This window comes from Rhizobium sp. NLR10b, assembly GCF_019685435.1.
Classification (GTDB): domain Bacteria; phylum Pseudomonadota; class Alphaproteobacteria; order Rhizobiales; family Rhizobiaceae; genus Rhizobium.
In genome coordinates, this window is the sequence record NZ_JABDWV010000013.1 from 154,979 (window position 1) to 174,092 (window position 19,114).

Annotated in this window: 22 protein-coding genes; 9 read left to right on the forward strand and 13 right to left on the reverse strand. The window is 61.1% G+C overall.

The genetic code is table 11. From position 1 onward, the window contains the following. Positions 1–10 precede the first annotated feature (10 nt). The 6 genes from HJB91_RS21660 (at position 11) to HJB91_RS21685 (ending at position 4,044) form a co-directional block, all read left to right on the forward strand. Positions 11–268 carry a hypothetical protein gene (locus HJB91_RS21660; protein WP_020920882.1) on the forward strand — a complete coding sequence of 86 codons (258 nt, stop codon included), beginning with the start codon at positions 11–13 and terminating at the stop codon, positions 266–268. A gap of 18 nt (positions 269–286) precedes the next feature. Beyond that, positions 287–1,042 (forward strand): hypothetical protein, encoded by a 756-nt coding sequence (locus HJB91_RS21665; protein WP_210628473.1) that lies wholly within the window; start codon positions 287–289, stop codon positions 1,040–1,042. A gap of 86 nt (positions 1,043–1,128) precedes the next feature. Beyond that, positions 1,129–1,974, forward strand: coding sequence for a folate-binding protein YgfZ (locus HJB91_RS21670; RefSeq protein ID WP_221155869.1), 846 nt, complete (start codon positions 1,129–1,131; stop codon positions 1,972–1,974). Between the two features lie 29 nt (positions 1,975–2,003). Then, the gene (locus tag HJB91_RS21675; protein WP_221155887.1) at positions 2,004–2,576 is read left to right on the forward strand and encodes an HD family hydrolase; all 573 of its coding nucleotides are present in this window, start codon (positions 2,004–2,006) and stop codon (positions 2,574–2,576) included. Further along, positions 2,573–3,103: a tyrosine phosphatase family protein gene (locus HJB91_RS21680; RefSeq protein ID WP_221155870.1), complete on the forward strand. Its 531-nt coding sequence runs from the start codon at positions 2,573–2,575 to the stop codon at positions 3,101–3,103. The genes HJB91_RS21675 and HJB91_RS21680 overlap by 4 nt, the downstream gene beginning before the upstream one ends. Positions 3,104–3,162: 59 nt before the next feature. Then, the gene (locus HJB91_RS21685) at positions 3,163–4,044 is read left to right on the forward strand and encodes a mechanosensitive ion channel family protein (protein WP_210628476.1); all 882 of its coding nucleotides are present in this window, start codon (positions 3,163–3,165) and stop codon (positions 4,042–4,044) included. 29 nt (positions 4,045–4,073) lie between these two features. Here HJB91_RS21685 and HJB91_RS21690 read toward each other — a convergent pair whose 3' ends face one another. Continuing rightward, positions 4,074–4,589: a superoxide dismutase family protein gene (locus tag HJB91_RS21690; RefSeq protein ID WP_210628477.1), complete on the reverse strand. Its 516-nt coding sequence runs from the start codon at positions 4,587–4,589 to the stop codon at positions 4,074–4,076. A gap of 124 nt (positions 4,590–4,713) precedes the next feature. After that, entirely contained in the window at positions 4,714–5,067 is a 354-nt protein-coding gene (locus tag HJB91_RS21695; RefSeq protein ID WP_210628478.1) for a hypothetical protein, read from the reverse strand. A gap of 411 nt (positions 5,068–5,478) precedes the next feature. On the opposite strand from HJB91_RS21695, the gene HJB91_RS21700 reads away from it, so the two are divergent. The 3 genes from HJB91_RS21700 to HJB91_RS21710 all read left to right on the forward strand — a co-directional run bounded on the left by HJB91_RS21700 (position 5,479) and on the right by HJB91_RS21710 (position 9,052). Then, a complete protein-coding gene (locus HJB91_RS21700) occupies positions 5,479–7,383 on the forward strand; it encodes a bifunctional diguanylate cyclase/phosphodiesterase (protein WP_210628479.1) in 1,905 nt (634 codons plus the stop codon). A 143-nt stretch (positions 7,384–7,526) separates the two neighbouring features. After that, positions 7,527–8,171, forward strand: a complete 645-nt coding sequence (locus tag HJB91_RS21705; protein WP_221155871.1) for an HD domain-containing protein — start codon at positions 7,527–7,529, stop codon at positions 8,169–8,171. A 23-nt stretch (positions 8,172–8,194) separates the two neighbouring features. Beyond that, on the forward strand, positions 8,195–9,052 hold the full coding sequence (locus HJB91_RS21710; protein WP_221147318.1) for an MOSC domain-containing protein: 858 nt from the start codon (positions 8,195–8,197) through the stop codon (positions 9,050–9,052). A 112-nt stretch (positions 9,053–9,164) separates the two neighbouring features. Here HJB91_RS21710 and HJB91_RS21715 read toward each other — a convergent pair whose 3' ends face one another. The 11 genes from HJB91_RS21715 to HJB91_RS21765 all read right to left on the reverse strand — a co-directional run bounded on the left by HJB91_RS21715 (position 9,165) and on the right by HJB91_RS21765 (position 18,995). Continuing rightward, a complete protein-coding gene (locus tag HJB91_RS21715; RefSeq protein ID WP_221147319.1) occupies positions 9,165–10,160 on the reverse strand; it encodes an aldo/keto reductase in 996 nt (331 codons plus the stop codon). A 96-nt stretch (positions 10,161–10,256) separates the two neighbouring features. Then, positions 10,257–11,027 carry a DNA repair protein RecO gene (gene recO / locus HJB91_RS21720; protein WP_221147320.1) on the reverse strand — a complete coding sequence of 257 codons (771 nt, stop codon included), beginning with the start codon at positions 11,025–11,027 and terminating at the stop codon, positions 10,257–10,259. A gap of 147 nt (positions 11,028–11,174) precedes the next feature. Then, entirely contained in the window at positions 11,175–11,660 is a 486-nt protein-coding gene (locus HJB91_RS21725; protein ID WP_210628484.1) for a hypothetical protein, read from the reverse strand. Positions 11,661–11,762: 102 nt separating this feature from the next. Then, on the reverse strand, positions 11,763–12,515 hold the full coding sequence (locus HJB91_RS21730; protein WP_221103849.1) for a Crp/Fnr family transcriptional regulator: 753 nt from the start codon (positions 12,513–12,515) through the stop codon (positions 11,763–11,765). Between the two features lie 145 nt (positions 12,516–12,660). Continuing rightward, positions 12,661–13,602: a GTPase Era gene (gene era / locus HJB91_RS21735; protein WP_221155872.1), complete on the reverse strand. Its 942-nt coding sequence runs from the start codon at positions 13,600–13,602 to the stop codon at positions 12,661–12,663. 7 nt (positions 13,603–13,609) lie between these two features. Beyond that, a complete protein-coding gene (gene rnc / locus HJB91_RS21740) occupies positions 13,610–14,329 on the reverse strand; it encodes a ribonuclease III (RefSeq protein WP_064706760.1) in 720 nt (239 codons plus the stop codon). Then, positions 14,326–15,069 (reverse strand): signal peptidase I, encoded by a 744-nt coding sequence (lepB, locus tag HJB91_RS21745; RefSeq protein ID WP_210628487.1) that lies wholly within the window; start codon positions 15,067–15,069, stop codon positions 14,326–14,328. Before lepB ends, rnc begins: the two co-directional genes overlap by 4 nt. A 158-nt stretch (positions 15,070–15,227) precedes the next feature. Beyond that, the gene (gene acpS, locus HJB91_RS21750) at positions 15,228–15,632 is read right to left on the reverse strand and encodes a holo-ACP synthase (RefSeq protein WP_210628488.1); all 405 of its coding nucleotides are present in this window, start codon (positions 15,630–15,632) and stop codon (positions 15,228–15,230) included. A 37-nt stretch (positions 15,633–15,669) separates the two neighbouring features. After that, entirely contained in the window at positions 15,670–16,260 is a 591-nt protein-coding gene (locus tag HJB91_RS21755) for a DUF2062 domain-containing protein (RefSeq protein ID WP_210628489.1), read from the reverse strand. Between the two features lie 154 nt (positions 16,261–16,414). Then, positions 16,415–16,564 carry a DUF3563 family protein gene (locus HJB91_RS21760; RefSeq protein ID WP_064706756.1) on the reverse strand — a complete coding sequence of 50 codons (150 nt, stop codon included), beginning with the start codon at positions 16,562–16,564 and terminating at the stop codon, positions 16,415–16,417. Between the two features lie 196 nt (positions 16,565–16,760). After that, positions 16,761–18,995 (reverse strand): bifunctional (p)ppGpp synthetase/guanosine-3',5'-bis(diphosphate) 3'-pyrophosphohydrolase, encoded by a 2,235-nt coding sequence (locus tag HJB91_RS21765; protein WP_064801517.1) that lies wholly within the window; start codon positions 18,993–18,995, stop codon positions 16,761–16,763. Between the last annotated feature and the right edge of the window lie 119 nt (positions 18,996–19,114).

Here is a 19,114-nt window from a genome sequence, read left to right on the forward strand (position 1 = left end):
GGAAAAGACAATGGAAGCAAGCCTCAACGACATCGACGACATGATCGTCCACGAAAAGATGCAGGCGGCTCTGGAGTACCAGAACGAGGCTTGGGCCGACGGCATGGCCGACGGGATCGAACCGGAGATCATTGCTGATGCCGCCATCGCGCATGCCCTGCGCGAAACCATTCGATTGCACGGGGAAAACAGCGCCGAAGCTCTGCTCGATTCGCTGCGCGACCGTATGCTTGCCGGCGAATTTTCCGCCAACCGCACCCTGCAATAATTACTATCAGAGAGTTCGATGCGCATCGGTAAAGAGAAAGTTTCGCGAATTCGGCTCGCGCCGGTGCTGCTTGCGCTGAGCTTTGCCGCCGGCACCGTCCTCCTTGCGCCCTCGGCCTACGCGCTTTCCGAACTCCACAAGATCCCCGGCCAGGCCCCCAGCGACGCGCCGCCCGCACAGGGAAGTGCTGAGGGGCAGAACCAGACCCAAGGCACAACTCCCAGCGTTCCCATGGCGGAGCCGCTGGTCAACAGCCAGAACAATCAGGGCGTTGACAAGACGCCGGGTGCCCAGGACGCATCCAAGCCGGTCGAGGTGATTTACGACATCAATAAGGCGCCCGAGCCGGTTCGAAAAATGCGGCAACAGATCGTCGAGGCCGCCGCCTCCGGCGACCTCGAACGGCTGCGGCCGCTGATGGGCACTGGCAAAGACCAGACGCAGGTGACGGTGGGCGAAGCGAGCGACGACCCGATCGGCACGCTGAAAGATCTCTCCGGCGATCCCGACGGAGACGAAATTCTCGCCATCATGCTCGACATCGTCTCGACCGGTTTCGTTCATGTCGGCCAGGGCACAGCCGACGACATGTATGTCTGGCCCTATTTTGCAGAGAAGGATCTGAAGTCGCTGACCCCGCCGGAGCGAGTCGAGCTGCTGCGCATCGTCACCGCCGGCGATCTTTCCGACATGCAGGAGTTCGGCGGATATAATTTCTACCGCCTCGGCATTACGCCCGACGGCAAGTGGAAATTCTTCACGGCGGGCGACTGACGCCGCCCCGCGGCATGTCGCATGACCTTGCGATCCGCTTTACGAAGTCATACCTCTGAGCGACGACCAACGCGACAGGTTCCGCCATGCCAGCCGTATTCCTGAAAGACCGGTCACTGCTCTCCGTCGGCGGCGCGGACGCCCAGTCCTTCCTACAGAACCTGATCACCACCGATGTCATTTCCCTGGGCGCGGACGAGGCGCGGCCCGGAGCACTGCTGACACCGCAGGGCAAGATCCTGTTCGACTTCATGGTCTGGCAGGACGGCGACGGCTATCTGATCGAGACGGATGCCGGCCAGTGCGAAGCGCTGGCGAAGCGGCTGACGATGTACAAGCTGCGGGCCGCCATTACGCTTACGACCGTCGCTGAGAATGGCATTACCGTTTGCTGGGGCGAGGATGCCGATAGCATCGGCGGTGCTCGAGACAGCCGCTTCGCCAAGGCGGGTGTCCCGCTGCGCCGCCGGGCAGGAAGGCATGGCGATGATGCGCCGTCACTCTACGACGCGCTGCGCATCCGCCATGGTATCGTCACCTCAGGATCGGACTTCGCCTTACAGGATGCCTTCCCGCATGACGTGCTGATGGATCTGAATGACGGCCTCTCCTTCAAGAAAGGCTGCTATGTCGGCCAGGAGGTTGTCTCGCGCATGCAGCACCGCGGCACCGCGCGCCGTCGCGTTGTCACCGTGTCCGCCGCAACGACCTTGCCTCAAATGGGCACGCAGATCACGGCCGCCGGCAAGCCGGTGGGGACACTCGGTTCGGTCGAGGGCGGCAGCGGGCTTGCGATCGTGCGAATCGACCGCGCCGGTGCCGCGATGGCGGAAGGCACGCCGCTGCTGGCCGGCCAAACGCCGGTTTCCCTCGCCCTGCCGCCATGGTCCGGGCTTGTCTTCCCCACCAGCGTCGACGAGGCCAGCGCGTGACGGCCAAAGCTCCGCGTGCCTGGCAACGCATGCTGTCCGGGCGCAGGCTCGATCTGCTCGACCCCTCGCCGCTCGATGTCGAACTCATCGATATCGCCCATGGGCTCGCGCGTGTGGCACGCTGGAACGGCCAGACATCAGGCGATCATGCCTTTTCGGTGGCGCAGCACAGCCTCGTCGTCGAAGATATTTTCCGCCGCTTCAACAATGCGCGGCCGGAGGACTGTCTGATGGCGCTGCTCCACGACGCGCCCGAATATGTGATCGGCGACATGATCTCGCCGTTCAAATCCGTTGTCGGCGGCGGCTACAAGGCGGTGGAAATGCGGCTGGAGGCCGCCGTGCATCTGCGCTTCGGCCTGCCGCCGCATCCGTCGCTCGATCTCAAGGACCGGATCAAGAAGGCCGACACGATCGCCGCCTATTTCGAGGCAACAGTCCTTGCCGGTTTCACGCCCGCCGAGGCGCAGAAATTCTTCGGCCAGCCGCGCGGCATCAGCAAGGAGATGCTGATGATCGAACCTTTGCCGGCGCTGGAAGCACAGCGGTTGTTCTGCGAGCGCTTTGCGGCGATCGAGGCCGAGCGGGGGATGGTATCGTGAGCTTCATCGTCGTCTCGCCGCTCTCGCGTATCGCCGAAATGGCGGTGCGCCACAAGGCGGGCGACATGATCAGCCTGATCGCCAAAGAACAGACCTTTCACCGGCCGGGTGTGATCGCCCCCGACCGCCATCTGACGCTTTCGATGAACGACATCGCGTTCAAGGGCACCGGCGGTCTCGTGGCGCCGGACGAAACGCATGTGCAAGCGATCATCGAGTTTGCCGCATCATGGCGGCAGGAGACCCCGCTGCTCATCCATTGCTGGATGGGCGTGTCGCGATCGCCGGCCGCGGCACTCATCGCAGCGTTGTCGATCGCGCCGGATCAGGACGAGGAAGGACTTGCCTGTCGGTTGCGCGCCGCCTCGCCTTTCGCGACGCCGAACGCCCGGCTAATCGAGATCGGCGACACATTGCTTGACCGCGGCGGCCGGCTGGTGGCGGCCGTAAAGGCGATGGGCCGCGGTGCCGACGCCGATGGCAACGCACCCTTCCTGCTTACGATCCGCGACGACGCCTGCAGTTGACGCTGCTGCCGTCCGCTCCATCTTGGCCTCGACCCATGCACAATTCTCAAGGCCTGATCATGGAACAACAAGCAGCCGACGTCCTCCTCGCCACCCGCACGGCACTCAGCCAGGCAAGCGCACTTGCAGTCCAATATTCCTTCTCGATCCTCGGGGCGTTGATCCTGCTCGTCATCGGCTGGACGCTGGCCGGCTTTGTCAGCCGCTGGGCCTATGAGGGCCTGTCGCGCATCCATGGCATCGACGAGACCCTGGCGCGCTTCTTCACCAATGTGGTGCGCTATGCGCTGCTGATCCTGGTGTTCATCACCGTTCTCGGCCAATTCGGCGTCCAGACCGCCTCGATCATCGCCGCCCTCGGTGCAGCCGGCCTGGCGATCGGGCTGGCGCTGCAAGGGACACTGCAGAATATCGCGGCTGGCATCATGCTCCTGATTCTCAGGCCGTTCCGCGTCGGCGAATATATCGAAACCAGCAGCGTGGCCGGCACGGTGCGCGAGATCGGATTGTTCGCCACGGAACTCAGAACCGGCGACGGGCTCTATCGGCTGGCGCCAAATTCGACGCTATGGAACACGCCGATCACCAACTTCAGTCGTGAACCTACGCGGCAAAACGACCTGAAAATCAGCATTTCTCGTGAGGATGACCTCGATCTGGCGATGGAGACGTTGATGGGCATTGCCAAAGGTAACCCAAGAGTGCTGGCGTCACCGGCACCCCACGTTTTCATCGACAGCCTTGGTGAAAGCACGATATCGCTAACGCTGCGCTACTGGGCAAAGACCGGTGACTGGTGGCAGGTCAGCCGCGACATGGTGAAGCGGGTAAAACTTGCCTTCGATGAAAAGGGCGATCCGACCGCTGTGCGGGACGGTGGAAGTTCCGCGCTAGGAAAAAGGTCCAACGGCACGGCGACGGAAAAGCCGACACGGCAGTGAAACGCTGCAGCGCAGGGGCGCTCGTCGGCCTATTCGACCACGCCGCAGGCTAGTCTTTCCCCGGCGTCACCGGAAGGCTGGCTGCGATAATCGTCGGAATTGGCGTGCACCATCAATGCGCGGCCGCGAATGCCATCTTTCTTGCCATCGAGCGTGACCATGCCGTCGAAGATCTGCGCTCTGAGAACCCCGTCCTGTCCGACATATTGATTGGGCATGTCGCCGGCATGCGGCCCTTTGGCGGCAAGGAGGCCATGTTCGGCCGAGTCCGGGTTGAAATGACCACCTGCCGATTCGTAATGGCTCGCCGCGTCGCAGCGGCCGGTTTCATGAACATGAAAGGCCACCCATTTGTTCGCCGGCAGCCCCGATATCTCCACTTCGATCAGGACGCCGCCATTGGCGGCGGCCGTCAACTGGGCGCGGCCATTTTCCTTGCCGTCCTTGCCGACGAAGTTGGCGACCGCCGTCTGCTTGTCCTGAGCGCTTGCCGGCAATGCAGCCGCCAGCAGGCTCAGGGCGGCGATGAAGCGCATGGCTTTCATGGAGATCTCCTTCCCTCCGGTTGTTCTTCTGAACGTATCAACCCGAAAGGTGTTCCTCTGCGGAGCATCCAAAGAGAAAAGCCGGCCAACGGGCCGGCTTTAGATCACGTGCGCTGTGACAGTGTCAGGCAACGGCGTCGAAATCGAACTGGCCGTAGGTCTTGCGGTAGAGATCGTCGGATTGACTGCCGGTTTCCGACGCGGTCTGCTGCAGCGGATAGGGGACGGCGATGCTGCTTGTCGTGCCGCTATCGTGGGTATCCATCATCAGCGCGATCAGGCTGCCGGAAAATTTGGGCTGAGTCTCGCTGCCCATGTCTTCCTCCAGGAGTTCCTTGATGATGCCGGGCTTCTCATCGGCGGCACGCTCGCCGCGGCTCAACACGCCGTCGCCGTTTAGATCAAGCCGCGAAAGCGTCGCGAGATACGCATATGAAGTGTCTGAAACGGATGTGGTGCGGGTCACACAAACCTCCATTCACCGCCTTTTGCCGGTGGCGTTTCTACGCAATACGGGGTGGGAAATAACTGTTGACTCGGTGGTTAAACTGATTTGCGCAGTGCGTCAATAAGCTGTTAACTTCTCGTTAACAATGGTTGACGGAAATTAACGGAGTGCACTCAGACCCGCGCTCCGGCGGCAGCCCTCCCGGTTTTTCGGCGATTTTCAGCATCGAAACAAGCGTCTGACGGCGTGCACCAGTGCTGCACTGCAACCGAATATTAATCCAGCCGTTCCAAGGTAATCATCCGGCGTCACCCATTATACGTATTCATAAGAACTGATTTCGATGTTTCTCTCAGGAAGGTTTTTCATGTCCGAAATTTTGAGGCACGTTCATCAGACGCGGGCGGCTCTTGCCGTTGCCGTTCTCCAAGACGCTTCCACATGAAGGCCGAGGCGCTTTTCTGGCGGCAATGCACCGAGGCCGTCATGGCCGATGGATCGATCGATGCGCAACGTCTGATGGAGCTGGTGATCGCAACCTATCGCGGCCATGAAAGCGACTATGATGCAATCGAGAGAAGTGCAGAAACCCTTCAAAAGGAAAACCGGACGCTGAGAGGGAACCTGTCGGCGCTCAGCCAGGCATTCGACGGACAGAAAAGACTCTTCGAGAGCGTCCTGAACAACCTGCCGCTCGGCCTCAGCGTCTTTGACGCCAGCCAGCGGCTGACGCTTTACAATCTCCGCTTCCCTCAGCTCTACGGCCTGCCGCCGGAAGATGTCGCCGCGGGCGCGACGATCGACGAACTCATCGGCAAAATGCGCGGCAACGAAAGCGCTGCATCCAAACCCGTCCGGCAGACAGCACGGCCTTCCCCCGTCAAGGCGGGAAGCAGCAGCATCCGCCGGCGCGAATGGCTGATGCATGATGGCCGCATCATTCAAAGCGTGGTGACCATCCTCTCCGACGGCAGCAGCATTGCCATTCATGCCGATATCACCGAGGATCGAAAGGCGGCCCAGCGCATCACCTATCTCGCCCATCACGATCCCCTGACCGGACTTCCCAATCGGATGCATTTCCGCGAGCTGGTTGATGCGACGCTCGGCGAGCGCAAGCCGCACGAGCAGATCGCCCTCGTCCACCTCAATCTCGACCGTTTCAAATCGATCAACAATACGATCGGGGTGTCGGTCGGCGACAAGATCCTGCAGCAGGTCGCGGAGCGGATCCGAGCCTCGGCCGGGTCGGAAAACATGCTGGCGCGCCTTGGTTCGGACGAGTTCGCCATCCTGCAGACGGGCAAGCAGCAGCCGAGAAACGTGACGGCGCTGGCCGACCAAATCCGCCGATCGCTTTCCGAGCCATTCCTGAACGGCGAGAAAAAGGTGACGCTCAGCGTCTCCATGGGTATTGCGATCGCTCCCGAGAACGGCGGGGAAACCGATATCCTGCTGAAAAATGCCGGCGTGGCGCTGTCGCATGCCAAGGCGGACGGACGCAAGCGCGAGCGCTTCTTCACCGGCGAAATGGAAGCGCAGATGCAGTTGCGCCACGCGCTGGAGGCAGATCTTCGAGCCGCCGTCGATAACGAGGAATTCGAACTGCATTACCAGCCGCTCTACGATCTTGCCGAGCGGCGAACCTGCGGTTTCGAAGCATTGATCCGCTGGAACCATCCGGTCCGAGGCCGCGTGCCGCCGATGGATTTCATTCCGCTTGCGGAGGAGGTCGGCCTCGTCGTCGATATCGGCCGCTGGGTTTTGCGGCGGGCCTGCAGGGATGCGGCCCAATGGCCGGAGAGCGTCAAGGTCGCAGTCAATGTTTCGGCGATCCAGTTCCGCAGCGGCAACCTGATGCAGGACGTCAGCGAAGCGCTTGCCGCGGCCGGGCTCTTGGCATCGCGGCTCGAACTGGAAATCACCGAGAGCGTGCTGATGGAGAACCTCAACGAGGTGCTGCCGATCCTGCATGCCCTGAAGGATCGCGGCATCCGCATCTCGATGGACGATTTCGGCACCGGCTACTCCTCGCTGAGCTATCTCTCGAGCTTTCCCTTCGACAAGATCAAGATCGACAAATCCTTCGTCAACGATATCGTCGACAACAAGGAAGCGCATGCGATCATGCGCGCGATCATCCTGCTCGGCGATGCGCTCGGCATGCGCGTGACCGTCGAAGGCGTCGAGACGGCCGCCCAACTGACGCTGCTCGAATGCGAGGAATGCGACGAGATCCAGGGCTATCACATCAGTCCGCCGCGCCCGGTCCGTGACGTGCCCCATCTTCTCTCACTGCCGCCGAAGAGCAGCGGCGCGACAGCTTTTCCGACGCTCGAGCGCTGACCTCCCTCGATTGCGACTCGCACGTTAAGCCGCTACAAACCGACTTCGAGATCCCCGGGTTTCGTAGCCGCGTCGGTTCCTGCGAAGCTCTTCGCTTTCGGCCGGCGCTCTTCGACGTTTTTCTTCCGACAAGAGGTGGCGTAATGTTCGAGGCCGAAGCCTTCTCCCCTCATGAAACGCTCGCAGCGGCGCTGGTCGCACACGCGGCCGAGGGCGACGACGGCTCACACGATCTTGCCCATATCCTGCGCGTCTTCAGGAACGCCATGCGCATCCATGCGGGAGAAGGCGGAGATGGGCGGATCCTTGCCGCCGCCGTGCTGCTGCACGACTGCGTCGCCGTCGAGAAGAATTCGCCCTTGCGGGAAAAAGCGTCGGCCTTGGCTGCGGAAAAGGCTTCGGTGATCCTTTCCGAACTCGGCTGGAGCGAAGCGGATATCGAAGCCGCGGCCCACGCCATCACCGCTCACAGTTTTTCCGCCGGGGTGGCGCCGCAGACGCTCGAGGCGAAGATCCTGCAGGATGCCGACCGGCTGGACGCGATCGGCATGGTCGGCGTCGCGCGCTGCTTTTATATCGGCGGACGAATGGGGTCAGGGCTCTACGATCCGTTCGACCCTGCGGCTACGAACCGTCCCCTCGACGACAAGCGTTATGCCATTGACCACTTCCAGACGAAGCTGTTCAGACTGGCGGAGGGATTCCAGACCGAGACCGGCCGCCGGATTGCGGCCGCGCGCGACAAGAGCCTGCGCGATTTTCTCGCGGCGTTCATGGATGAAATCTAGAGAACGAGATTCAGGGAGAAAGCATGCGCATCAGCAACCTCTTCATCTACCCGCTCAAGAGCGCTCGCGCCATCGCGCTACCCGCCGCCGACATTGGCGCCGAGGGGCTTGCCGGCGACCGGCGGGCGATGATCACCGACCCGCAGGGTCACTTCATCACCCAGCGCGAACTGCCGGACCTCGCGCGCATCGCGGTACGCCCGGAACCCGGCGCCTTTCGGCTGCTGATGCAGGGAAAGTCTGAGCTAGCGGTGCCTCTGCCTCGGCATGAAGCCCGCATGGATGTGACCGTATGGAAATCGACCGTCAGCGCCGCCGTCGCCGATCCCGACAGCAACCACCGGCTTTCCGAATGGCTTGGACGCGAGGTGCGGCTGGTTTTTTTCGATGGGCAGGCACGACGGACGGCGAGCGCCGAATGGGCCGGCGAAGGCTCGCCCGTCACCTTTACCGACGGCTACCAGATCCTGGTGACGACGACGGGTTCGTTGAAGGCGCTGAATGCCGATCTCGCCGTTCATGGCGAAGGCGCGGTCGGCATGGAACGTTTCCGTCCGAACATCGTCATCGATATCGACGAGGCCTGGCCGGAGGACCGCTGGGCGGCGATCGAGATCGCCGGCATCCGTTTCGATCTCGTCAAGCCCTGTTCCCGCTGCATCATGACGACGCAGGATCAGTTGACCGGTTCGCGCGAGGTGCCGAACCCGATGCCAGCCATGGGCCGTATCCGCATGTCTGCTGACCGGCGTGTGCCCGGGCCGCTCTTCGGCTGGAACGTCACGCCGCGTGACAGTGGAAGGATCACGATCGGTGACACCGTCAAGATCATTGAAGTGCGGCCGGAAGGCTGGGCACTGAAGGTTCGCGCGCGAGGGTAGGTCCGAATTGCGGAAGGGCTGTTTGAACGGCGCTTTCGTCCGTATACGTCGCGACATCCCCTCATTCCCGTGCTCGTCACAGGAATGAGGGGGCGTGCGTCGCGCCCGCCCCCTACCCGCGCCCGAGTGCGGCGTCGATCGCGACCATGACCTCGGCTGACAGCGGTCCCTTTTCCAGCGCGCCGGCATTTTCCTCCACCTGGGCGACGGTGCGGAAGCCCGGAATGGGGAACGTGCGCGGAGACCTCGCGAGGAGCCAAGCGAGCGCCCCCTGCGTCAGCGTGCGGCCGCCTGACGTCAGGAGATCGCGGACGGCATCGAGCCTTGCGGCAAATTCCGGAGCCATGCGCCCGTCCTTGAAATAAACCATCCAGGGAAGTGCCGCGCCGCGGACATCCTTGGCGCCCACTGCCTTGTCGGCGGTGAACTTGCCGGTCAGGAGCCCCATGGCCAGCGGACCGCGATTGATGGAGATCAGGCCCTTCCCTTCGATCACCGCGATCATCTCCGGCACCGGATCGAAGACGTTCATCGTATGCTGGACCGAGACAAAGCCAGCGCGGCCGGCATGGCGGGCGGCGCGATCCGGATAATCGGTGCTCCAGCCGAATGCGTCGATCTTGCCTTCGGCGCGCAGGGCCTCCAACGTATCGAAGACGGCATCCGACTGTTCCAGCGGAAAATCGTTGATGTGAAACTGCAGCAGATCAAGGCGGTCGCGCTTGAGACGGAGCAGCGATGTCTCGACCGAGCGGCGAATGAAAGCCTCATCGGCGAAGGCGCCGATTGCCTGCTTCGTCTCGGCATCGGTCGCGAAGCCGAATTTGGTGGCGACGACGATATCGTCACGATTGCCGATCGCCCGGCCGAGCACCTCTTCCGAATGGCCAGCGCCGTAGTTCGAAGCGGTGTCGAAGAAGCGGATGCCGAGCGCGATGGCGCGATTAATCGCTTCGACCGATTCATTGTCGTCGACTTCGCCCCAGCCAAGCGGCGTGTCACCAGCGTAGAAAGGGCCGCCGATCGCCCAGCATCCCATGCCGAGGCGCGGGATTTCGCGACCGTTCCAGAGCGTGATCGTCGTCGGTGATGCGGTCTTGGTCAGCATGGGATCCTCCTTGATTGGCAGTCAAGAGATAGGTGCCGCCCATCGGCGGGTAAACCGCCAAATCCGGAGGATGTTTTGCAGCAGTAAAAAACCAGGTCAGGCGGAGACGCCATTCGGACCGGAAAGCGTCCGCGAGGCTGGATCAAGCGCCCTGAGGGCGGCCTGGACGAAACCGTCACGGGCTGCCGCAGCCTCGATGCCGCGCGGCTCGTAAACATGGCGATGCAGGAAGAACCCGGTCAGACGGAACGCGGCTGCAAGGCTGTCGAAGTCCGCCGCATGATTGCCTTCGACGCCGAGGAAGGGCGGCAGGATCAGCATCTTGTCGGCCCACGGCGCGCCGGCGCTGCGGCTGACGGCGCGGCCGGATTTCGGCGAGACATAGGCGAGATCGGAGCGGGCGCCGGTCGCCGCGCATTCGGCAAGATCGAGGCCGAAGCCGAGATCGTTCAGCACCGCCAGCTCGAAACGCACGAAAAGTTCGCCGGCATCAGCCGGGTTATGCAGGTGATCGAGGATCACCTGCAGCGCGTCGAACAGGTGCGGATGCGGGTCTCGCTCCGGCAGCAGCCGCAGCAGAGCGCCCATCGCCTGGACGCCGTAGACGGCTGTCGCCGTTTCCATCAGACGGGCGGCGCGCAGCGTCACGGGCTCGACGCGGAATTCGCCGAGATGTTCGTCAAGCCGGGCGCGCCAGACGACCTCGACGGCATTGCCCGGCTGCAGCACCGGCTGCATGGCGCGGGAGCGACCGGAACGCACCAGACCGAGGTGACGGCCGCGATCACGCGTCATCACCTCGGCGATGACGCTCGTCTCGCCGTGGCGTTTGACGCCCAGAATGATTGCATGGTCCTGCCACTGCATAAAAAGTCCCTGCGGCCGATTACCCTATCGTAGCGCATAAGTCGGGAAACCGGAATCGATTTCCCGAAGGATTGCCCGCAGTTTCAAAGTGATAGCATCTTGCGCGCAGGCGCTCTCAAGCAGATCCCGCTTCCGTCACGGACTGCGTCATGCCGCAGCCGGCAGAAGTCTCTGCAGGAATTCGCGCATCGCCTTTTCGTCGAAAGGCTTCACCAGCAGCGGTATGTGCTGAAGGTCGCACGGGAAGTCACGGATATCGGAATAGCCGCTGACGAATCCGAAGGGAATACCGGCATCAAGAAGATGGCGGGCAAATCCGAAACTCATGCCCTCGCCGAGGTTGACGTCGAGAAGGGCGAAATCATATTTTTCTGCAGCGATGGCAGCCCTTGCCTCATCGAGACTGCCGACAATATCGATGCTGTCGACACCGGCCAGGCGCAAGATATCCTCCGCCTCCATTGCGATGATCAGACTGTCCTCGAGAACCAAAACACGGAGTGCATTCATGATTCCGTGCCCCTCGTCAGGCACTTGTCGCAGCGCCCCGGCCTTTTCGCCAACATCATTGCCCTCCGGTGCCCCGCATGGCACGCTATCGGTGAATTCCGCCACCAGTTCTGAGTAAACCATTTTTCTGCCCGGTCGATAAGAATCAAAGTCGGAGGAAAGATGACGGCCGACCTTATTTTCCCAAATGCTAAACCGCATTTAAAAAAGACATAGGCCCTTCGGCTAAATGAAGGGACGCTTGCCCTCTCCAAGCCCCTCCCAGCCGGCGATCGCCATCAATTCCTCACCGTTTTGAACTTCGCAGCCGCGTTCCTGCCAGCGGATCAGACCGCGTTCCCCAAGCTTTCTCAGGGTCTTGTTGGTGTGAACGATGGAAAGACCGAGAGTGTCGGCGATGTGCTGTTGTGTGATGGGGATGAATTTGCGGCCGTCGAAGAGATCGAGCTTCCTGCCGCGCTCATACAGGAAAGCGATGAGATAGGCCGCTCTTTCCAGTGCGGTGCGGCGGCCGATGCTCAGGAGATGCTCGTCCAGTATCCGCTCTTCGCGCGCGGCGATCCAGGTGATGTCGAAGGCGAGCGACGCATGTTTGTTGTAGAGCGTCATCAGCCGGTCACGCTCGAAGACGCAAAGCGAAACGGGTGACAACGCTTCGATGGAATGCTGCATTTCGCCGGCGATCGTTCCCTGCAGACCGATCAGGTCACCGGGCATGATGTAATTCAGAATCTGGCGGCGACCGTCCTCCAGCATCTTGTAGCGGAAGCCCCAACCGGACAGCACGGTGAAAAGATGAGCGCTGTGGGCGCCCTCAACGAGGATGGTGGAACCGGCATCGACGGCAAGTTCGCCGCGCTTAAAACGCGAAACGAATTCGAGCTCGTCTTGGCTAAATTCCCTGAAATGCGGCAGGGGCCGCAAAGGACATAGCTCGCAAGGAGTCTTGAAGGAATGGATGCGTTTCGAGGTTGCCATGCCTGCCCTGCGGTCGCGCAACGACGGCGCGTCAGGCGCGCCGTCGACGGGGAAATGCTCAAAGCTCGGATTCGTTCCGCAACGAACCGAATTTTTTCCTAAGAAACAAGGCACTGGAGGCTAGCCGATAAAATCGTTGCCATCCTTATTTAGGAAATTCGAGGCCCATTTCGCGGAACCGCTCCGGGTCATCACCCCAGTTTTCGCGAACCTTGACGAAGAGGAAGAGATGGACCGGCTGCTCTAATATTTCCGACAATTCCTTGCGAGAGGCAGTCGAGATCGCCTTGATGGTTTCGCCACCTTTGCCGAGGGCGATCTTTTTCTGGCTGTCACGCTCGACATAGATTACCTGCTCGATCCGCACCGAGCCGTCCTTGCGCTCCTCCCACTTTTCCGTTTCGACATGCGAGGAATATGGAAGCTCCTGGTGCAGGCGCAGAAACAGCTTCTCGCGGGTAATCTCGGCGGCGAGTTGGCGCATGGGAAGATCGGAGATCTGGTCTTCCGGATAGTACCACGGCCCCTCCGGCAAGGTGGTGGCCAGATAATCCATGACGTCGTCGCAGCCGGAACCGGTTTCGGCCGAGATCATGAAGGTGCGCTCGAAAGCAATCTTCTCGTTGGCGCTCGCGGCCAGCGCCAGCAGATCCTCGCGGTTGACGCGGTCGATCTTGTTCAGCGCCAGGATCTTCGGCTGCTGGACTTCCTTGAGGCCTTCAAGGATGGCTTCGGCATCACCGCGCAGGCCGCGCTCGCTGTCGATCAGCAGCATGATCAAGTCTGCATCCTTGGCGCCGCCCCAGGCGGATGTCACCATGGCGCGGTCGAGCCGGCGGCGCGGCTTGAAGATGCCGGGCGTATCCATGAAGACGATCTGGGCATTTTCGTGGATGGCAATGCCGCGCACGATAGCCCGCGTCGTCTGTACCTTATGGCTGACGATCGAGACCTTGGCGCCGACAAGACGATTGACCAACGTCGATTTGCCGGCATTGGTCGGCCCGATCAGCGCGACGAAGCCCGAATGCGTCGGACCATGGATTTGTGCAGCAGCGTCGGCCGCGATATCTTTTTCTTGAGTCATTGTCCCGTCAGTTTCCGGCAGGCGATTGCTGCCAAATGCCTTCACGCTCGAGCATCTTGGTCGCCGCAACCTGTTCGGCGGCACGCTTCGACCGCTCTACGCCGGTTTCCGGCTTTATGCCAGCAACTTCCACCGTCACCTTGAAGCGCGGATCATGGTCCGGTCCGCTACGTTCATCAACCCGATAGATCGGTGTGACGCCGAATTTCGCGTGTGACCATTCCTGCAGCTCGGTTTTGGCGTCGCGCTTGGCGCCGTCGGCCCTGACCGCCCTGCCTTGCCAATAGCGCAGGATGAACCGGCGGGCGACTTCGAGACCGCCATCGAGATAGATCGCGGCGATCAGGCTCTCGACGACATCGGCGCGCACATTCATCATGCGCTTGCCGGTCAATTTCTTCACATCGGCGCCGGTGCGGATATAGAGATGCAGATTGAGTTCGTCCGCGACCGCGGCACAGGTTTCAGCACTGACGAGCTGGTTGAGGCGAACCGAGAGCTCGCCTTCCCCCGCCGTGCCGAAGGTGCGGAACAGCAGCTCGGCGATGCAGAGCCCGAGCACCCTGTCGCCGAGAAACTCCAAACGTTCGTAATTGCCGCCCTTTTCAGTCCGGGCGCTGGCATGGGTCAGCGCGCGGTCCAGGCGTGCCTTTTCGGCGAAGTCATGGCCGATCAGGCTTTCGAGCTTTGCGCGGTCTGCCGCAGAAAGCGTCTGCGCCTTGCTCATTCAACGACCTTGAAAAGGCGGTCCCATCGCATGTTGGTCGGCCACTTCCAGATTTCGCGGAAAGACGTGTCGTTGCCAAGCGAGAAGAAGATGACGCTGGCGCGACCGACAAGATTTTCAGCCGGCACGAAGCCGACGTCGAAGCGGCTGTCCAGCGAGTTGTCGCGGTTGTCGCCCATCATGAAATAATGGCCTTCCGGCACGATGAATTCGCGGGTGTTATCGCCGCGCGACACCGGCGACTGGTCGAGCGTGTCGTAAGTCTTGCCGTTATCAAGCGTCTCGCGGAATACCGGCACGTCCTCGCCCGGATCGAGCTTGTAGTCCGAGGTGAAACTGCCATCAGCCACCTTCGGAACCGGCTTGCCATTGACGTAGAGAACGCCGTCAGTGACCTGAATATGGTCGCCGGGCAGACCGATGCAGCGCTTGATGTAATCGACATCGGGATTCGGCGGGAAGCGGAAGACGACGATATCGCCGCGCTTCGGATCGGAGCCCAAGATGCGGCCGCTAAACAGATCAGGCGAGAAGGGCAGCGAATACTTCGAATAGCCGTAAGCGAACTTATTGACGAAGATATAATCGCCGACGAGCAGCGTCGGCATCATTGAACCGGACGGAATAGTGAAGGGCTGGAACAGCACGGTTCGAATCACCATCGCCAAAATCAGCGCCTGAATGATGACCTTGATATTTTCCCAGAGGGCGTTCGGCTTGGTATCGACTTTTTCGGACACTCAGTCTTATTCCTTCAAGACGCCGTAAAGGCGCAATTCTTTCTGCCGTTCTCTCTAGCGGCTTCGGCCGGTTGCGGCAATGGCGACAACATTAAAAGCGACGAGAGGTCGCGATCAAACGCTCCCGGGGTCACGATCAAACGCTCCCGGGGTCACGATCAGAGGCTCTCGGGCAACGCCTCAATGATAACGAAGGCCTGCGCCAAGGGATAATCATCGGTTATTGTCAAATGAATGGCGGGCCGATGGCCCGCGGGCAGCATCGATTCCAGGAGCACGGCAGCGGTACCGGTCAACTGCATGGTCGGCTTGCCGCTCGGCAGGTTGACGACGCCCATGTCCTTCCAGAAGACGCCCTGGGCGATGCCGGTGCCGAGCGCCTTGGAACAGGCCTCCTTGGCGGCGAAACGCTTGGCATAGGATGCGGCGCGGTTTGCCCGGCGGTCGGAGCGGGCGCGCTCGATCTCGGTGAAGCAGCGGTGGGTGAAGCGCTCGCCGAAGCGCTCGATCGATTTCTCGACACGACGAATGTCGATCAGATCGCTGCCAATGCCGATGATCATGCCGGAACCTTCCGTCGCCCAAGAATTCTGTACCGGTTCATACGCTCGGTATGTCGCCGGCCGGACCCGCCAGGCGCAGGCGCGCCCGCTCCATCAGCCGCGTTCGGCGGCGGGCCTGAAACCCCTTGACGGTGTAGAACGTCAGCGCATAGAGCGCAACGGCGGTTACGATCCCCGGCGGAATAGCGCCGATCAGCATCGGTTCCAGCACTGGCCTCCACAATTCGGTGAAGTTCAGCTTGTGAAAGAGCGCGGCGAGATCCACCGCCTGACCGGCCAGATGATCCTCACGGCTGAGCAGCAGATGGCCGATCTCCCAGGTGACCCCCCAGATGAAGGGATAGGTCAGCGGATTGCCGAAGGCGGCGCAGCCGAGAGCCGCGGCCACCATATTGCCGGAGAGGAGATAGGTGATGACGAAAGCCATGACGAAATGCACGCCAATGAACGGCGTCCACGAGACAAAGACGCCCGCGGCCACGCCGGCCGCAACCGCATGCGGCGAAGCGCTCAGGCGCAGGATGCGCATTGTCAGGTAACGGATCGGGCGAAGGAAACCTTTTCGGGGCCATAGAAGCTCCCGCATCTTTTCCTTGAAACCCGCAGGCTTGCGACGGCGAAACAACATGTTCGCTATTTAGTGCAGTGCATCGGACCATGACAAGAGCGGCAAATGGCACCGCCCGGAACAGCCCCTTATCTTTCTTGCAGAGGAGCATCTTCATGCCGAGGGGCGCTCGTCGTACGTAACGTCCCTCACTCGACCAAGTATAAAGGCGGTATCAGCGATTGCGGAACAGACCGCGGTCGACCTGACGCTGACGAAACTCGAGATCGATACGATCCAGCGAGCCGTTCAGATAGGCCATTTCACGTTCCTGTGTGGTCGGAGCGCGAAAGGCGCGAGCGATTTTCCTGATAGGATCAAACATTACCTTGCCTCATCTTCTGTTTACGTTTTCGATGATCAGAAGATAGTCCTGCCAAAGGCTAATTACCACCGCTGCAACATGGACACAGCTATGCGCTCAACGCATTCCTTGCCTTATTGCTGCGCCATGACGATTATAAACCGATCATAAAATGTGCATTTTCGTCGATCAGGTCCCTGGCAGGCTTAACAAAAGCCTACTCATAGAGCCGCCGGACCGTGGCGATGCAATCCAGGTCCTTCATCTGGGCGAGCAACTGGTTGAGCTGGCGCAGATCCCACACCTCGACTTCCAGCATCATCTCGGTGAAGTCGGCTGCCACGCGCACCGTATTCAGCATGCGAATATTGACGTCGAGCCCGGCCACGGTCTGGGCGACCTTGGCAAGCGTGCCGGGCTCATTCAAAGCATTCACCATGATACGCGCCATGAAACGCGACTTGTTGGCCTCGTCAAGATCCCAGCGCACATCGATCCAGCGATCGGGCTGATCGTCGAAACGCTGCAGGCTCGGCGACTGGATCGGATAGATGGTGATGCCCTTGCTCTGATCCATGATGCCGACGATGCGGTCGCCGGGCACGGCGCCGGTCGAGGCGAACTTGACGTCGACATTGCCGGACAGACCGCGGATCGGGCCGACGTCGACATCGGCATCGAGTTCCGAATGGCCGCCTTCGGCGCCGGCCTTGGCTTTGCCGGGAATCTTGAAGATCATGCCTGCGGCGCTGCGGACATTGAACCAGCCGTCGTCGCCGGAAGGCTTGACGGTGACGCGCTCGTCCTGATGGTCGGGATAGACGGCGCGCAGCACGTCGAGTGAGGACATCTCGCCGCGGCCGACGGCGGCGATCGCATCCTCGACATCCTTCTGACCCAGACGGTGCAGTGCCGGTTTCATCGCCTCGCGCGAGAAAATCTTGCCGGCCCGGTTGAAGGTGCGCTCGAGAATGCGGTGACCGAGGCCAGCATATTGTTTGCGGATCGCCATGCGGGTGGCGCGGCGGATGGCGGCCCGCGCCTTGCCGGTGACGACGATCTCCTCCCAGGCGGCGGGCGGGACCTGCACGCCGGAGCGGATGATCTCCACCTCGTCGCCATTCGCAAGCCGCGTCACCAGCGGCATGATGCGGCCGTTTATCTTGGCGCCCACCGTGGTATCGCCGATATTGGTGTGCACCGCATAGGCGAAATCGATCGGGGTGGCGCCACGCGGCAGGGCAATCAGCTTGCCCTTCGGCGTGAAGCAGAAGACCTGATCCTGGAAGAGTTCGAGCTTGGTGTGCTCGAGGAATTCCTCCGGGCTGTCACCTTCGGCGAGCGCCTCGATCGTATGGCGCAGCCAGGAATAGGCATTGGATTCGCGCGAAAGAATGTCGCCATCGGCATTGGTAGCGCCGTCCTTGTAGAGCGTGTGGGCGGCAATGCCGAATTCCGCGATTTCATGCATGCGCTTGGTGCGGATCTGCAGCTCGATGCGCTGGCTGGACGGACCGACGATGGTGGTGTGGAGCGAACGGTAATCGTTCTGCTTCGGTGTCGAGATATAATCCTTGAACCGGCCGGGCACGACGCGCCAGCGCGTATGGACGATGCCGAGCGCCCGGTAACAGGACGGGATGTCCTCGACGATCAGACGGAAGCCGTAGACATCGGAAAGCTGCTCGAACGACAGCGACTTCGATTGCATCTTGCGAAAGACCGAATAGGGCTTCTTCTGCCGGCCCTTGACATAAGCGCTCGTCAGGCCGCTTGCGACCAGGAGGTCGCGCAATTCGGCCTCGATCTTCTTGACGATGCCTTCGTTGCGCTTGGAGAGCTCTTCCAGCCTTTTCGTGACGGTCTCGTAGGCCTCCGGATTCATGTGCCGGAAGGAAAGCTCCTCCAGTTCCTCGCGCATGTCCTGCATGCCCATGCGGCCGGCGAGCGGCGCATAGATTTCCATCGTCTCCTCAGAAATGCGGGCACGCTTGTCGGCCGACATGTGATCGAGGGTGCGCATATTGTGCAGGCGATCGGCAAGCTTGACGAGCAGCACCCGCACGTCATCCGATATGGCGAGCAGCAGCTTGCGCAGGTTTTCCGCCTGCTTGGCCTTCTTGGTGACGAGATCGAGCTTCTTGATCTTCGTCAGCCCCTCGACCAGTCGGCCGATATCCTCGCCGAAAAGCTCGTCGATTTCGGCGCGCGTCGCCGTCGTATCCTCGATCGTGTCATGCAGAAGGGCAACCGCGATCGTCGATTCATCGAGATGCATGTCGGTCAGGATCGCGGCGACCTCAAGCGGATGCGATATGTAGGGATCGCCGCTCGCGCGCTTTTGCTGGCCATGTTTCTGCATGGCGTAAACATAGGCCTTGTTCAGCAGTGCTTCATTGGCATCGGGCTTGTATTGCTGAACCCGCTCCACGAGTTCGTACTGCCGCATCATTCCAAAGCCACTCCGACAAAAACAAAAGCGCGCCAATCAACGATTGGCGCACACATGGGCAATAATATGCCTAAGCAATAAAGGCGCAAGATTGACGATTGGTAATCGTCGCTCTTTTC